Raw genomic sequence first — 13,964 nt, 5'->3', positions numbered from 1 at the left:
TCCTTAGATGTCCAGCACTTTAGGCTGTTGGGCGGTGTGTGGGTGCTCTGCGCCGCCATACACCTTGAGTTTCTTGATCATGGCGTAACCGAGTGGGCCTTTGGGCAGCATGCCCTTGACAGCCTTCTCGAGTGCGCGGCCAGGGTGCTTGGCTTGCATGTCGCGGAAGTTGGTTGCAGTGATACCGCCGGGATAGCCCGAGTGACGGTAATACACTTTGTCGATGGTCTTGGTGCCAGTCACTTTGAGCTGGGCAGCATTGATGATGACGATGAAGTCACCGGTGTCGACGTGAGGCGTGTAAATGGCCTTGTGTTTGCCGCGCAAACGGAGAGCAACTTCGCTGGCTACTCGTCCGAGGACCTTGTCGGTCGCGTCAATCACAAACCACTCGTGCACGACCTCAGCGGGTTTTGCGCTGAAAGTTGTTGTCATGAGTTTTCTCTTTGAAAGAAAGGTTTGTCGGGCCCTTTTCCACGGTCGGTGCTCCTCTGTTGGGAGCCTCTTAGGTGGGAATTTGCCACTGTCTTTACAAACAAGGGCTTCTTCGCCGCGGGACCACAAAATCGCTGCGAAGCCTGCCATTATACGAAAAATCAAGGACTTGCAGATGTAATTGGTTACCATCGACGGATGTTCAGTTACCGACACGCCTTCCACGCGGGCAACCATGCCGATGTGCTCAAACACATCACCTTGCTCGCCACCATGCGCCACCTCATGCAAAAAGAGGCCGGCATCACTCTCATCGACACCCATTCGGGCGCAGGACTTTACCGGCTCGATGGCGATTACTCGCAAAAAGGCGCCGAGGCCGAAGACGGTCTGTTCAAACTTCTGGCTGCCCTCGAAAAGCTGGACAGCATCCCCGAACCCATTGAAGACTATCTTGAACAGATCGCCAGCTTCAACCCCAATGGCCAGGCTCGCGTCTATCCAGGGTCCCCCTTTTTGATGCAGCGGCTCATGCGACACGAGTCGCGTGACCGGCTGCGTCTGTTTGAGCTGCACCCCACCGACAGCAAGGCGTTGATGTCCAACATTGCCCAACTGGATGCGGGTCGCACCGTCACCGTCAGCCGCGAGGACGGCTTTGAAGCCCTCAAAAAGCTGCTGCCCCCGCCACCCTCGGCCACCGGCTCCAAGCGCGCCATGGTGCTGATCGACCCCAGCTACGAAATCAAGTCCGATTACGTCAAGGTGGCCAACGTCATTCAGGAATACCTCAAGCGCTTTTCGACCGGCACTTACCTGGTCTGGTATCCGATCATTCCGCGCCCCGAAGCACATGAGCTGCCCCGCCGCCTGCGCACCCTGGCCAACCAGGCGCAAAAGCCCTGGCTCAACGCCACGCTGGCCATTGGCCGTGGCCCTGGCGACGAAGGTGGTTTGGTGGCCAGCGGCATGTTCGTGATCAACCCGCCCTTCACCCTGAAAGACCAGATCCGCAAGGCACTGGACGTGGTCGGCCCCGCTCTCGCACGCGGCACTGGCAAGAGCTGGCAGGTCGAATCCTCGTCTTGATCGACCTCGATTCCGCTCAGGGAAAGTCCTGAGTCCATGGGCAACAATTAACCGACCGGCCGGTCGGTTAATTGTTATACTTCTCAGCGCGCCACGATCATTCCATCCTGTCCGGCGCAGGAGAAGCCCATGTACACGCAATCCTTCAGCGTTTCCGACCAGGACGACGCGAAGTCGGCCGGACTCAAGGCCGTGCCCAAACAAGCCAGCGCCAGCGAACAAGCGCTGCAAGCACAATTTGACGAACGCATCGACGCTGACGGCCGCGTCGAGCCCCGCGAATGGATGCCAGACGCCTACCGCAAGACCTTGGTGCGCCAGATCAGCCAGCACGCCCACAGCGAAATCGTCGGCATGCTGCCCGAAGGCAACTGGATCAGCCGCGCGCCCAGCTTGAAGCGCAAGGCCATCCTGATCGCCAAGGTGCAAGACGAAGGCGGCCACGGCCTCTATCTGTACAGCGCAGCCGAGACACTGGGCACCAGCCGCGACCAGATGCTGAACGCCCTGCACACCGGCAAAGCCAAATACAGCTCCATCTTCAACTACCCCACGCTCAACTGGGCCGATGTGGGCGTGGTCGGCTGGCTGGTCGATGGCGCGGCCATCATGAACCAGATCCCGCTGTGCCGCTGCTCGTATGGCCCGTATGCCCGCGCCATGGTGCGCGTGTGCAAAGAAGAGAGCTTCCACCAGCGCCAGGGCTACGAAGCTTTGCTGGTGATGATGCAAGGCACGGCCGAGCAAAAAGCCATGGTGCAAGACGCCGTCAACCGCTGGTGGTGGAAGTGCCTGGCCATGTTTGGCCCGCCCGACGCCGACAGCCCCAACAGCGCGCAAGGCATGCGCTGGGGCATCAAGCGCATCAGCAACGACGACCTGCGCCAGAAGTTTGTGGACGCCACCGTGCCACAAGCCAAGGTGCTGGGCGTGACCTTGCCCGACCCCGACCTCAAGTGGAACGAAGCCCGTCAAGCGCACGACTACGGCCAGATCGACTGGGACGAGTTCTGGGCCACCGTCAACGGCAACGGCCCCTGCAACAAAGAGCGCCTGGGCGCCCGCGTCAAGGCCTGGAACGACGGTGCTTGGGTGCGCGAAGCGGCCCTGGCCCACGCCCAAAAGCAACAAGCGCGTCAAGCAAAAAAAATGGCGTGACAGATGTTCAGCGCTGTCACCCACTGATCAAGGAAACCCCATGAACACCACCGCACTCAAAGAATGGCCCCTGTGGGAAGTTTTTGTCCGCAGCAAGCAAGGCCTGGAGCACAAGCACTGCGGCAGCCTGCACGCGTCTGACGCGCAGCACGCCCTGCAAATGGCGCGCGACGTCTACACCCGCCGCCAGGAAGGCGTGAGCATCTGGGTTGTGCCCTCAGCCACCATCTCGGCGAGCGAGCCCAATGACAAGGGCGAGTTTTTTGAGCCCGCCAGCGACAAGGTGTACCGTCACCCCACCTTTTACAGCATCCCCGAAGAAGTCGGCCACATGTGATTCATGTCTGTCGTTCAGCGTTCAGCGTTGAGCGGCACGCACCAGACTCGTCCAATATGAATACGCTCAACGCTCAACACGCCACGCTCAACGCGCCGGTCGATTACTTACTGCACCTCGCCGACAACGCGCTGATTTTGGGTCAGCGCAATGCCGAATGGTGCGGTCACGGCCCCATCCTTGAAGAGGACATTGCCCTGTCCAACAACAGCCTTGACCTGATCGGTCAAGCCCGCATGCTGTATCAGCACGCCGCCGCTCAAATCGGCAACGGTGCGACCGAAGACACGCTGGCGTACTTCCGTGACGTGCCGGATTTTCGCAACTACACCTTGTGCGAATTGCCGCACATGCCGCTGATGGCCGCCACATCAAAGGGCGACCGCGACTTTGCGATGACCATCGTGCGCAACTTCCTCTACAGCAGCCTGATGGTGCTGGTGTGGGACCAGCTGCAACACTCGCAAGACGCACAACTGGCTGCGATCGCCGCCAAGTCGCTCAAAGAAGTGCGCTACCACCTGCGCCACTCGCGCGACTGGCTGGTGCGCTTGGGCGACGGCACCGACGCGTCGCATGCCAAGGCACAAACCGCACTCGACCAGCTGCTGCCCTACACACAAGAGTTCTGGAGCGCCAGCCCGCAAGAAGCGGCTGCGCTGGCCAACGGCACCGGCATCGACATGGCCGCGCTGCAAGCCGACTGGAACCAGATCGTGGACGCCGCGCTGCAAGAGGCGACGCTCAAGCGCCCCGCTGCAGGCGGCTTTGTGCCCACCGGCAAGCAAGGCATCCACTCGGAGCACCTGGGCTTTGTGCTGGCCGAAATGCAAAGCCTCGCCCGCGCGCACCCCGAAGCCACCTGGTAAGCCCATGACCACCCACACCTTGAGCCCGGCCGAACGCGCCTGGGCCCTGCTCGAGCACCTGAGCGATCCGGAAATCCCAGTGGTCTCTCTGCGCGAGCTGGGCATCCTGCGCGACGTGCGTGAAGGAGCATCAGGGCTGGAAGTGGTCATCACCCCCACCTACAGCGGCTGCCCGGCCATGGGCCAGATCGAAGACGACGTCAAAGCTGCACTGGCTACCGAGGGCCTGCAAGCGACCGTGGTCACACAGCTCGCCCCCGCCTGGACCACCGACTGGATGACCGAAGCGGCACGCGAGAAGCTGCGTGCCTACGGCATTGCCCCGCCGCACGCCTGCGCCAGCGAAAAGTCCGGCGCGAGCAACGTGGTGCAGTTCGCAGCACGCGGCGCAAAAGCCCAAGTTGTGAATTGCCCGCAATGCGGCTCGGCCAACACCACCGAAACCTCCCATTTCGGCTCCACCGCCTGCAAGGCCCTGTACAGGTGCCTCGCCTGCATGGAACCGTTCGACTACTTCAAACCCTACTGAAGCTTCTCAAGAAAGCCCGCCATGACCGCCTTGCGATTTCATGACCTCACCGTCGCCCGAGTCACGCCCGAAGCCGCAGGCGCCGTGGCCATCACGCTGGCGGTGCCCGCCGATCTGCGCGAAGCCTTTGACTTTGCGCCCGGCCAGTTCCTCACCGTGCGCGCTGCCATCGACGGTGCCGATGTGCGGCGCAGCTACTCCATCAGCTCGGCCCGCAGCCAGTTGAAGAATGGTGAAGTCGAATTGGGCATCCGTCCGGTCGAAGGCGGCGTGTTCTCCAACTGGGCCGCGACGCAACTCAAAGCCGGTGACACCCTGCGCGTGATGCCGCCCGATGGCCGATTCACCGTGCAAAAGCAGCGCGCCATCCACCGCGTGGGCTTTGCTGCCGGTTCGGGCATCACGCCCATCCTGTCGATCTTGGCCACCACGCTCGAAGAGCAGCCTGCGTCCAAATTCACGCTGGTCTATGGCAACCGCCGCATGGACAGCGTGATGTTCAACGAAGCACTGCAAGACCTCAAAGACCGCTACCCCTCGCGACTGACGCTGATCCACATCCTCTCGCGCCAGGCGCAAGAAGTGCCGCTGCTCGAAGGCCGCATCGACGCTGCCAAAGTGCAAGCCATCATCGACGCCTTCTTGCCTGTGGGCAGCATGGACGAAGTCTTCATCTGCGGCCCCGAGGCCATGATCGAAGAAACTGAAAAGACACTGCTCAATGCCGGCGTGAAGGCCGACCGCATCCGCACCGAACGCTTCACCTCGCCCACGCTCGAAGCGCTGAGCCCCGAGCAAAAAGCCAAAGCCGTGCTGGGCCACAAAGCCACACGCGATGGTGGAGAAGTGCAGCTCACGGTGGTGCTCGACGGCAAGCCCTACGACATGCCGATGAACAAGAACGAGAAAATCCTCGATATTGCGCTGGCCATGGGCCTGGACTTGCCGTATTCGTGCAAAGGTGGCGTGTGCTGCACCTGCCGCTGCAAAGTGGTCGAAGGCTCCACCGAGATGGAGAAAAACTTCACCCTCGAAAAACCCGAAGTCGACCAAGGCTACGTGCTCTCGTGCCAAGCCCGCCCCACCAGCGGGCGCGTGGTGGTGAGCTTCGACGAGCGCTGAAGACAACCATGTCGGGGCTGAAGCCTCCGACCTACAGCATGCGTTCTTGTAGGTCGGCACTCGCAGAGTCCGACGTTGCACGATCACCGGCGCGGGCAAAACAGGCATTGCGGGTCAATCATGCACACGTCGGGGTCTTTGACCACTGACCTGCGGCACAGCCAATCGAATCAATAACGGTAGCCCACACCTACCGCATACAGCATGGGGTCGACCTTCAGCTCGCCAATGCGTACGCCGTTGTTGTAAACATTGGTGCTGATGTAGACCTTCTTGATGTCAAAGTTGATCGACCAGTTTTTGTCGAGCGGAATGTCCAGCCCCGCCTGCAACGCGCCGCCCCATTGATCGCTGCTCAGGCTCAGGCCAGGGGGCAAGCTCACACCCGTGAATTTGGTGTAGTTGATACCTGCACCGACATAGGGCTTGAAACCCTGCATATCCGTGAAGTGGTACTGCAACATCAAGGTGGGCGGCAGATGGCGGAATGAGCCAATTTGTGAATTGTTGGCGTACACCCGCTGGGTCTGAGGCGTGGTCAAGACCAGTTCGGTCGCCACGTTCTTGGTGTAGAAATAGGTGAAATCCAGCTCACCCAAGGTTTTGTTGTCGATGGACAAACCCAAGCCTGTGGAGTCGCTGTTGGCGCTGTCCAGATTGACAACACGGGCACGCACCAGCCACGGGCCTTCACCGGAAACTTGGGCCATCACAGTGGTGGCAGAACACACAGCCATGGCGGCGGCAACAATGGTTTTCTTTTGCATTTGACATTCCTTGGTGGATGAGAGAAACGGCTCTCCATGCCATTGGATGTCTTGTGCCCGTCCTGCGTTGTGGGAGGGCTCACATTGTGCAAATTGGCAACAGCGCTCAACCATGGTCTTTAGAGCGGATCAACAAAGTGGGCTGCAGACCCGCTTTGTGTGCACTTCATAACCGCCGCAAAATTTCCGCTGTGGTTGCGCTTTGATTCATCGTGTAAAAGTGCAGCGACGGCACACCCGCCGAGATCAATTGATCACACAGCTCGGTCACCACATCCAACCCAAACGCCTTGATGGAGTCCAAGTCATCGCCAAAGCCTTGCAGACGCAAACGAATCCAGCGGGGAATTTCCGCACCGCATGCGTCTGAAAAACGCAGCAACTGCGAGGAGCTGGTGATCGGCATGATGCCGGGCACCACCGGCACATCGACGCCCAGCTTGTGCACATCGTCTACAAAGCGGAAGTACGCATCGCTGTTGTAGAAGTATTGGGTGATGGCCGAATTGGCCCCGGCTTTGACCTTGGTGGCAAACGCCTGCAAATCGGACTCGGGCGACTTGGCCTGGGGGTGGATCTCGGGGTAGGCCGCCACCTCAATGTGGAAGTCGTCACCGGTCTCGGCCCGAATGAAGGCCACCAGATCGCTGGCGTAATGGAACTCACCCCCTGCGCCATAGCCGCTGGGCAAGTCGCCGCGCAAGGCCACCAGGCGCTTGACGCCCATGGCCTTGAGGGTGGCCAACTCTTCGCGCACCGAAGCCTTGGTCGCACCAATGCACGAAAAGTGCGAAGCGGCGGCCACGCCCTCACTCAGAATGGCGCTCACGGTTGAGAAGGTACCCTCTTGCGTTGAGCCCCCTGCGCCATAGGTGACCGAGCAAAACTCCGGCTTCAAGGCGTAAAGCTGTTGGCGCACTGCACGCAATTTTTCTGCGCCCTCTGGCGTCTTGGGTGGGAAAAATTCCAGACTGATGGGCAATTTCAAACCAGACATCACTTCACTTTCCAATTCAATAGTCATTGGCCTTGGCATACGCCTTGGCGGCCAGATCGGCCTCGTGGGCCACGCGTGTGGCCTCACGCGCAGGCAGCACCGCCGCCGGGTCCGGCCAGCAGGCCTGCACAAAAAATTCACGGTTGCCGTCGCCGCCTTCAATCGGGCTGTCCAGCCACGCCGTCACTTGCATGCCCAGTTCGGTCAAAGCCGTGCGCACACGGTTCTCGATGAAGGGGAAATGCGTGTCGTCTTTCACGATGCCGCCCTTGCCCACCTGACCGGGTTGCAATTCAAACTGAGGCTTGACCAGCATCAGCAACTGACCTGTGGGCTTGAGCAAATGCACCACGCCCGGCAACACCAAGGTCAGCGAGATGAACGACACATCGCCCACCATCAAGTCAAAACCTTCGAGTGCCTCGGGTATGCGCTCGTCGCCAGGCTCCAGCTCGCGGGCGTTCACGCCTTCAATGCACACCACACGTTCGTCTTCACGGATGCGGGGGTGCACTTGGGCATGGCCGACATCAATGCCCACCACCTCGGCCGCACCGTTTTGCAGCAGGCAGTCGGTGAAGCCGCCGGTGCTTTGGCCCACATCCAGGCAACGCAGGCCATCGACCTTGACGCCTGTGGCCTTCAAAGCGCCTTCGAGCTTGAGACCCCCACGCGACACGTAGCGCGACTCGGCATCGTCCAGCAGCTCCAGGGCGGCACTGTCGGGCACTTCGTCGCGGTTTTTGACCACGGTGCGCCAAGCGCCATCGGGCTGCTGCCACTTCACCCCCCCAGCAATGAGTCGCTGTGCCTGGGAACGAGAAGCGGCCAAGCCACGTTCGACGAGAAGTTGGTCAATGCGCATCAATCAGTCATTTCAGTTCTAAGAATCGCGACGAGGGCATCGCTCCTACAGGGAATTTGTGGGAGCCCCGCCCCCCCGGGCGATGAAACCCAATTCGCGACGAGGGCGTCGCTCCTACAGGGGATTTGTGGGAGCCCCGCCCCCGGGCGATGAAACGCAATTCGCGACGAGGGCATCGCTCCTACAGGGAATTTGTAGGAGCCCCGCCCTCGGGGCGATTCGGTTCAATAGCGGTAAGAGTTGGCCTTGTAAGGACCATTCTTGGACACGCCGATGTAAGCGGCTTGCTCGTCGCTCAGCTCGGTCAGCATGGCGCCGACTTTCTTGAGGTGCAAACGCGCCACTTTTTCATCGAGGTGCTTGGGCAGCACATACACCTTACCGGCTTCGTACTGGTCTTGCTTGGTGAACAGCTCGATCTGGGCGATGGTCTGGTTGGCAAACGACGACGACATCACGAAGCTGGGGTGGCCGGTGGCGCAACCCAAGTTCACCAAACGGCCTTTGGCCAGCAGGGTGATCTTTTTGCCATCGGGGAAGATGACGTGGTCGACTTGCGGCTTGATCTCGTCCCACTGCAGTTTTTCGAGCGAAGCGACGTCGATCTCGTTGTCGAAGTGACCGATGTTGCACACGATGGCTTCGTCTTTCATGGCGGCCATGTGCTCGTAACGGATCACGTTCTTGTTGCCGGTGGCCGACACGAAGATGTCGCACTTGTCAGCGGCGTATTCCATGGTCACGACTTTGTAGCCTTCCATCGCGGCTTGCAGGGCGTTGATCGGGTCGATCTCGGTCACCCACACTTGGGCGCTCAAAGCACGCAAGGCTTGGGCCGAGCCCTTGCCCACGTCGCCGTAACCGGCCACACAAGCCACTTTGCCCGCGATCATCACGTCAGTCGCGCGCTTGATCGAATCGACCAGCGATTCGCGGCAGCCGTAGAGGTTGTCAAACTTGCTCTTGGTCACCGAGTCGTTCACGTTGATGGCTCGGAACATCAGGCTGCCTTTGGCGGCCATCTCGTTCAGGCGCAACACGCCGGTGGTGGTCTCTTCGGTCACGCCAATGATGTGCGCACCCTTGCGGCTGTACCAGGTGGGGTCCACGGCCAGCTTGGCCTTGATGGCGTTGAACAGGCAGGTCTCTTCTTCGCTGGTGGGGTTGGCGATCAGGCTGGCGTCGGTTTCGGCGCGCTTGCCCAGGTGCATCAGCAGCGTGGCATCGCCGCCGTCGTCCAAAATCATGTTGGGGCCTTCGCCTGGCGTACCTGCGGCGCCGAAGTCAAAAATGCGGTGGGTGTAATCCCAATAATCGGCCAGGGTTTCGCCCTTGATGGCGAACACGGGCGTCCCGGCAGCAGCAATCGCGGCGGCGGCGTGGTCTTGGGTCGAGAAGATGTTGCAAGAAGCCCAGCGCACATCAGCGCCCAAGGCTTGCAGGGTCTCGATCAGCACAGCCGTTTGGATGGTCATGTGCAGCGAGCCGGTGATGCGTGCGCCCTTCAAGGGCTGGGCCTTGTTGAACTCTTCGCGGATGGCCATCAGGCCGGGCATTTCGGTCTCGGCGATTTTGATTTCTTTGCGGCCCCAATCGGCCAGGCCGATGTCGGCAATCACGCAATCAGCGTTGACGGTGGAAGGCATACGTGCATTCATGAGAAAAGCTCCAAAGCAATGTGAAAAAGCCACACGCGTGGATGAAAGCACTGGATGGAAGGTACAGGCTCACCGCACGTCGAGTGGATGAGCGTCGTTGCTGTATGAAGGTTCCGAGCCTCACGCCTGCTGCCAGCTTTGGGGCTGGTGGGCGCTGCAACGCTCCTCGGAAGTTGCTGATTATAGCGAGCCGCTCACAGTGCTGCCGTGAACCCGGACCTGCAGCGCAACACGCAGACTCTCGCTGAGGGCTGGCAGCTCCTGCACAATGGTTTGGTAAAGGATTTCGTGGGCAACCTGTTCATAACCGTGTGCCAAGATGTTGCGCAAACCAATAATTTGTCGCCAAGGAATTTGAGGAAATTGAACATTTGAATCCCCCATCCTGGCCGCAGCCTCACCCAAATTAATGAACAATTTCTCAACAGCGAGGCACAAAACTCTTTGACTTTGGAACTCTGTGGGACTCAAGCCCACAACCAAAGATTGCAGCTCCTCAGAAAAACCAAGCATATCGGCCAAGTGCGCAGGTGCGCGGTCGGTACTCATTGGTAAAGCAAACGCAATTGGGGCTCAATGGCCTTGCGTCTGAAGGGGTTGTTCAACACCGAGGAAAAAGCCAAATCCACGCTCTTTCCATCAAAGACCATGGACAGCTCATGTTGCATGTCCACCAGCGCAAAGCCTGTGGGGTATTGATTGGGAATGAATTCAACCAACAAGTCGACATCGCTGTCAGGCCTTTCTTGCCCTTGCGCAGCCGATCCAAACATTTGCATGCGGCGAACCTTATAACGCCGACAAATATCGGCAATGAGGGCTTGCTGTTGAGGCGCGATGTTCATAAACGATCATTATGAAACAGTTCAAACAGAGGCGAAAGTGGATGCCAACTGTGGGAGCCCCCCAGGCGATGGGTCGTGGTCTGCGGGGCTTTTCGCGACGAGGGCGTCGCTCCTGCGGGGAGATTCGGAGCGTGCCAGCGCCAGCAAGGCACGGGCCTGCCCCGCGACCTCCTTCAACGGCGACTAATACACCACACAAAAACGTATTACAATTTTCGCAATGGATTTTGTATATTCATGCTTATCCTCAAGGAGATCACCATGCATGCCGCCACGCTTTCATTTCGAGCCGGTGACGAGTTCGCCGAGCAAACCCGTACGCTGGCCAACATGCTGGGTTTAAAGAGCTCTGACTACATCCGTCAGGCTGTTCGGGAGAAAAACGAGCAGGTCATGGCACAGCGCATGGCGATGCTCTCCAAAGCACTCTCCGCTGATCATCTGAGTCTGAATGAATCGCTTGACGACTCGCTCGAAGATGGCCTCCATTAAGGTCTTGCGGGGCCAAATCTGGGAGGTCAATTTCGAGCCCCAAGCCCACAAAGAAGAACCCGGCAAACGCAACAGACCAGCCTTGGTCATTCAGACCGATTTGTTAAACCGGGCCGGGCATGCCACCACCATTGTGGTGGTCGGGACAACGCAAATAAGGCGTGACCAAGACTACTTTCCATTGCGAATTGCCTTGGTCAACCAGCCCGGGCTGATTCAGGAAACTGATTTGCTGATTGACCAAATTCGCGCCATTTCCAATCAACGGTTCATGGGCACTCAGCCGCTTGCAACGCTGAGCAGCAACCATCTTAAAAAAGTGGAAGATGCACTCAAGTTGCTTGTTGGACGCTGAAGGCACCGGGTGAGAATTGGGGCTGCATTTGACCGGCCCAGCCCCCACAAGGCACTCCCCTTGGCCCGTTAAAATCTCCCCCATCGCGGTCACACCTTGGCCGCCCGCTCAGCACCCCTGTGGTGCCCCCCCGATCAGGACCCCTTGTGACCTACGCCAACGAGACCCGGCGCCGCCGGACTTTTGCCATCATTTCCCACCCCGACGCGGGTAAAACCACGCTGACCGAAAAGCTCTTGCTGTTTTCGGGCGCGATCCAGATCGCCGGTTCGGTCAAGGCCCGCAAGGCCTCGCGCCACGCCACATCGGACTGGATGGAAATTGAAAAGCAGCGCGGCATCTCGGTGGCTTCGTCCGTGATGCAAATGTTGTACCGCGAGCACGTCATCAACCTGCTCGACACCCCCGGCCACAAAGACTTCAGTGAAGACACCTACCGCGTGCTTACCGCCGTGGACTCGGCCTTGATGGTGATCGACGCAGCCAACGGTGTGGAAGCCCAGACGCGCCGCCTGATTGAAGTTTGCCGTCAACGCGACACGCCCATCATCACGTTTGTGAACAAGATGGACCGTGAAGTGCGCGACCCGCTCGACATCCTCGACGAAGTCGAGCGCGAGCTGGGCATGCCCTGCGTGCCCATGACTTGGCCTGTGGGCCAAGGCAAATCGTTTGGCGGCATCATCAACCTGCGCACGCAGGCCATGACGGTGTTCGACTCCGGCAGCGAACGCCTGCCGCAAGACTTTGAAACCATCCCGCTCACCGAGCAAGCCCAACTGGCCGAGCGCTTTGGTCTGGAGTGGCAAACCGCCATGGACAGCATGGAGCTGGCCACCGGCGCATCGCCCGCGTTTGACGAAGCAGCCTTCTTGGCGGGCAAACAAACCCCCGTGTTCTTCGGCTCCGGCGTGAACAATTTCGGTGTGATGGAAGTGCTCGACGCCCTGGTCGATTTGGCCCCCGCGCCCAAGCCCCGCACCAGCAACCTGCTGGTCAACAAGCAGCCCGTGGTCAAAGAAATCCAACCCGAAGACAGCGCGTTCTCGGGCGTGGTGTTCAAGGTGCAAGCCAATATGGACGCCAACCACCGCGACCGCATCGCCTTTGTGCGCATGGCGTCTGGCAAATACACCCCGGGCATGAAGCTCAAGGTGCAACGCACCGGCAAAGAGCTGCGGCCCACCAGCGTGGTGACCTTCATGAGCCAACGTCGCGAAGCCGTGGAAGAGGCCTTTGCTGGCGACATCATTGGGTTCACCACCCACGGCGGCGTGCAGCTGGGCGACACCATCACCGACGGCGCCAACCTGCAATTCACCGGTCTGCCCTTCTTTGCACCCGAACTCTTCATGACCGTGATCCTGAAGAACCCGCTGCGCACCAAGCAACTGCAAACCGGTCTCGACCAATTGGGCGAAGAAGGCGCGATCCAGGTGTTCAAACCCGAAATCGGCGGCCCCATGCTTCTGGGCGCGGTCGGTCAGCTGCAGTTTGAAGTGGTGCAGCACCGCCTCAAAGCCGAATACGACTGCGATGTGCGCCTGGAAGGCTGCCAGTACACCGGCGCCCGCTGGATCACCGCCGACACCCCGGCCGAATTGCGCGAGTTCACCAACGCCTACCCGCAGCGCATGTCGCTGGACGCGGCAGGCACGCTGGCGTATTTGTGCACCAGCCCATATGACGTGCGCCTGGCGCAAGAACGCTTTCCCAAAATCCACTTTCACCCGCTACGCGAGCACGCGGGCTTGGCGCTGGGCAGCGCAGGGTAAATGGGCTGAGGGCTGTAGGCGGACGCTGTCAGCCACAGAGGCAGATTTGTAGGAACGACGCCCTCGTCGCGATCACCCTCGCAGACCACCACACATCGCCCCGAGGGCGGGGCTCCCACAAATGCAAAAACCATCGCCCCGAGGGCGGGGCTCCCACAAGGACAAAAAACCATCGCCCACAGGGGTGGGCTCCCACAAAAAACCGGGGTATTTGTAGGAGCGACGCCCTCGTCGCGATCAGCCTCGCTTACCACCACACATCGCCGTCGCGATCACCCTCGCAGACCACCAAACACATCGCCCCGAGGGCGGGGCTCCCACAAAAAACCGGGGTATTTGTAGGAGCGACGCCCTCGTCGCGATCAGCCTCGCTTACCACCACACATCGCCGTCGCGATCACCCTCGCAGACCACCACACATCGCCCCGAGGGCGGGGCTCCCACAAAGGCAAAAAACCATCGCCCACAGGGGTGGTCTCCCACAAGGACAAAAAACCATCTCCTACAAGGAAGGGCAGCGACGGGAATGCGCTACAGGGGCCATTCAAACCTCATGGGGCTGGACCGATCACAGCGGTCTTTGCCCGTTGAAACCAGACGGCACCAACCCTGAAATAAAACAAAAGAATCCATTAATTCAGTTACCCTCAATGATTGTTTGAGGAGTGGAT

Annotated in this window: 16 protein-coding genes and 1 riboswitch; of the genes, 9 read left to right on the top strand and 7 right to left on the bottom strand. The window is 59.7% G+C overall.

Annotation, left to right across the window (positions count from 1 at the left end):
- Positions 1–3: 3 nt before the first annotated feature.
- Complete coding sequence (rplM, locus tag B9Z51_RS05020) at positions 4–435, bottom strand: 50S ribosomal protein L13 (protein ID WP_089953382.1); 432 nt, start codon at positions 433–435, stop codon at positions 4–6.
- A 198-nt stretch (positions 436–633) separates the two neighbouring features.
- On the opposite strand from rplM, the gene B9Z51_RS05015 reads away from it, so the two are divergent.
- The 6 genes from B9Z51_RS05015 to paaE all read left to right on the top strand — a co-directional run bounded on the left by B9Z51_RS05015 (position 634) and on the right by paaE (position 5,539).
- Positions 634–1,524: a 23S rRNA (adenine(2030)-N(6))-methyltransferase RlmJ gene (locus tag B9Z51_RS05015; RefSeq protein WP_108372300.1), complete on the top strand. Its 891-nt coding sequence runs from the start codon at positions 634–636 to the stop codon at positions 1,522–1,524.
- A gap of 129 nt (positions 1,525–1,653) precedes the next feature.
- On the top strand, positions 1,654–2,682 hold the full coding sequence (paaA, locus tag B9Z51_RS05010) for a 1,2-phenylacetyl-CoA epoxidase subunit PaaA (RefSeq protein WP_108372298.1): 1,029 nt from the start codon (positions 1,654–1,656) through the stop codon (positions 2,680–2,682).
- A 40-nt stretch (positions 2,683–2,722) separates the two neighbouring features.
- Positions 2,723–3,019 carry a 1,2-phenylacetyl-CoA epoxidase subunit PaaB gene (gene paaB / locus B9Z51_RS05005; RefSeq protein ID WP_108372296.1) on the top strand — a complete coding sequence of 99 codons (297 nt, stop codon included), beginning with the start codon at positions 2,723–2,725 and terminating at the stop codon, positions 3,017–3,019.
- Between the two features lie 56 nt (positions 3,020–3,075).
- The gene (gene paaC, locus B9Z51_RS05000) at positions 3,076–3,888 is read left to right on the top strand and encodes a 1,2-phenylacetyl-CoA epoxidase subunit PaaC (RefSeq protein ID WP_108372294.1); all 813 of its coding nucleotides are present in this window, start codon (positions 3,076–3,078) and stop codon (positions 3,886–3,888) included.
- A gap of 4 nt (positions 3,889–3,892) precedes the next feature.
- Positions 3,893–4,417: a 1,2-phenylacetyl-CoA epoxidase subunit PaaD gene (paaD, locus tag B9Z51_RS04995; protein ID WP_108372292.1), complete on the top strand. Its 525-nt coding sequence runs from the start codon at positions 3,893–3,895 to the stop codon at positions 4,415–4,417.
- Between the two features lie 21 nt (positions 4,418–4,438).
- Positions 4,439–5,539 (top strand): 1,2-phenylacetyl-CoA epoxidase subunit PaaE, encoded by a 1,101-nt coding sequence (paaE, locus tag B9Z51_RS04990; protein WP_108372290.1) that lies wholly within the window; start codon positions 4,439–4,441, stop codon positions 5,537–5,539.
- Positions 5,540–5,709: 170 nt separating this feature from the next.
- Here paaE and B9Z51_RS04985 read toward each other — a convergent pair whose 3' ends face one another.
- The 6 genes from B9Z51_RS04985 to B9Z51_RS04960 all read right to left on the bottom strand — a co-directional run bounded on the left by B9Z51_RS04985 (position 5,710) and on the right by B9Z51_RS04960 (position 10,671).
- Positions 5,710–6,306 (bottom strand): OmpW family protein, encoded by a 597-nt coding sequence (locus B9Z51_RS04985; RefSeq protein ID WP_108372288.1) that lies wholly within the window; start codon positions 6,304–6,306, stop codon positions 5,710–5,712.
- 166 nt (positions 6,307–6,472) lie between these two features.
- On the bottom strand, positions 6,473–7,303 hold the full coding sequence (metF, locus tag B9Z51_RS04980; protein WP_108372759.1) for a methylenetetrahydrofolate reductase [NAD(P)H]: 831 nt from the start codon (positions 7,301–7,303) through the stop codon (positions 6,473–6,475).
- Between the two features lie 16 nt (positions 7,304–7,319).
- Positions 7,320–8,168, bottom strand: coding sequence for a TlyA family RNA methyltransferase (locus B9Z51_RS04975; RefSeq protein WP_108372286.1), 849 nt, complete (start codon positions 8,166–8,168; stop codon positions 7,320–7,322).
- Between the two features lie 224 nt (positions 8,169–8,392).
- Complete coding sequence (gene ahcY / locus B9Z51_RS04970; protein ID WP_108372284.1) at positions 8,393–9,826, bottom strand: adenosylhomocysteinase; 1,434 nt, start codon at positions 9,824–9,826, stop codon at positions 8,393–8,395.
- A gap of 82 nt (positions 9,827–9,908) precedes the next feature.
- Positions 9,909–10,000: riboswitch (S-adenosyl-L-homocysteine riboswitch) on the bottom strand.
- A 6-nt stretch (positions 10,001–10,006) separates the two neighbouring features.
- Positions 10,007–10,375: a DUF86 domain-containing protein gene (locus B9Z51_RS04965; RefSeq protein WP_108372282.1), complete on the bottom strand. Its 369-nt coding sequence runs from the start codon at positions 10,373–10,375 to the stop codon at positions 10,007–10,009.
- A complete protein-coding gene (locus B9Z51_RS04960; protein ID WP_108372280.1) occupies positions 10,372–10,671 on the bottom strand; it encodes a nucleotidyltransferase family protein in 300 nt (99 codons plus the stop codon). Before B9Z51_RS04960 ends, B9Z51_RS04965 begins: the two co-directional genes overlap by 4 nt.
- Positions 10,672–10,908: 237 nt before the next feature.
- On the opposite strand from B9Z51_RS04960, the gene B9Z51_RS04955 reads away from it, so the two are divergent.
- The 3 genes from B9Z51_RS04955 (at position 10,909) to B9Z51_RS04945 (ending at position 13,293) form a co-directional block, all read left to right on the top strand.
- A complete protein-coding gene (locus B9Z51_RS04955; RefSeq protein ID WP_233254826.1) occupies positions 10,909–11,163 on the top strand; it encodes an antitoxin of toxin-antitoxin stability system in 255 nt (84 codons plus the stop codon).
- A complete protein-coding gene (locus tag B9Z51_RS04950) occupies positions 11,123–11,518 on the top strand; it encodes a type II toxin-antitoxin system PemK/MazF family toxin (protein WP_369958628.1) in 396 nt (131 codons plus the stop codon). The genes B9Z51_RS04955 and B9Z51_RS04950 overlap by 41 nt, the downstream gene beginning before the upstream one ends.
- A 146-nt stretch (positions 11,519–11,664) precedes the next feature.
- Positions 11,665–13,293 (top strand): peptide chain release factor 3, encoded by a 1,629-nt coding sequence (locus B9Z51_RS04945; RefSeq protein ID WP_108372276.1) that lies wholly within the window; start codon positions 11,665–11,667, stop codon positions 13,291–13,293.
- Positions 13,294–13,964: the final 671 nt, after the last annotated feature.

This window comes from Limnohabitans sp. T6-5, assembly GCF_003063315.1.
GTDB lineage: Bacteria > Pseudomonadota > Gammaproteobacteria > Burkholderiales > Burkholderiaceae_C > Limnohabitans_A.
Note: the sequence above shows the minus strand (reverse complement) of the source record. Positions and strands in the feature narration are given on the sequence as shown.

What these genes read in the sequence shown, in the direction of transcription:
- rplM (WP_089953382.1), bottom strand. Translation starts at nt 435, where the DNA reads ATGACAACAACTTTCAGCGCAAAACCCGCTGAGGTCGTGCACGAGTGG.
- B9Z51_RS05015 (WP_108372300.1), top strand. Translation starts at nt 634, where the DNA reads ATGTTCAGTTACCGACACGCCTTCCACGCGGGCAACCATGCCGATGTG.
- paaA (WP_108372298.1), top strand. Translation starts at nt 1,654, where the DNA reads ATGTACACGCAATCCTTCAGCGTTTCCGACCAGGACGACGCGAAGTCG.
- paaB (WP_108372296.1), top strand. Translation starts at nt 2,723, where the DNA reads ATGAACACCACCGCACTCAAAGAATGGCCCCTGTGGGAAGTTTTTGTC.
- paaC (WP_108372294.1), top strand. Translation starts at nt 3,076, where the DNA reads ATGAATACGCTCAACGCTCAACACGCCACGCTCAACGCGCCGGTCGAT.
- paaD (WP_108372292.1), top strand. Translation starts at nt 3,893, where the DNA reads ATGACCACCCACACCTTGAGCCCGGCCGAACGCGCCTGGGCCCTGCTC.
- paaE (WP_108372290.1), top strand. Translation starts at nt 4,439, where the DNA reads ATGACCGCCTTGCGATTTCATGACCTCACCGTCGCCCGAGTCACGCCC.
- B9Z51_RS04985 (WP_108372288.1), bottom strand. Translation starts at nt 6,306, where the DNA reads ATGCAAAAGAAAACCATTGTTGCCGCCGCCATGGCTGTGTGTTCTGCC.
- metF (WP_108372759.1), bottom strand. Translation starts at nt 7,303, where the DNA reads ATGTCTGGTTTGAAATTGCCCATCAGTCTGGAATTTTTCCCACCCAAG.
- B9Z51_RS04975 (WP_108372286.1), bottom strand. Translation starts at nt 8,168, where the DNA reads ATGCGCATTGACCAACTTCTCGTCGAACGTGGCTTGGCCGCTTCTCGT.
- ahcY (WP_108372284.1), bottom strand. Translation starts at nt 9,826, where the DNA reads ATGAATGCACGTATGCCTTCCACCGTCAACGCTGATTGCGTGATTGCC.
- B9Z51_RS04965 (WP_108372282.1), bottom strand. Translation starts at nt 10,375, where the DNA reads ATGAGTACCGACCGCGCACCTGCGCACTTGGCCGATATGCTTGGTTTT.
- B9Z51_RS04960 (WP_108372280.1), bottom strand. Translation starts at nt 10,671, where the DNA reads ATGAACATCGCGCCTCAACAGCAAGCCCTCATTGCCGATATTTGTCGG.
- B9Z51_RS04955 (WP_233254826.1), top strand. Translation starts at nt 10,909, where the DNA reads ATGCTTATCCTCAAGGAGATCACCATGCATGCCGCCACGCTTTCATTT.
- B9Z51_RS04950 (WP_369958628.1), top strand. Translation starts at nt 11,123, where the DNA reads ATGAATCGCTTGACGACTCGCTCGAAGATGGCCTCCATTAAGGTCTTG.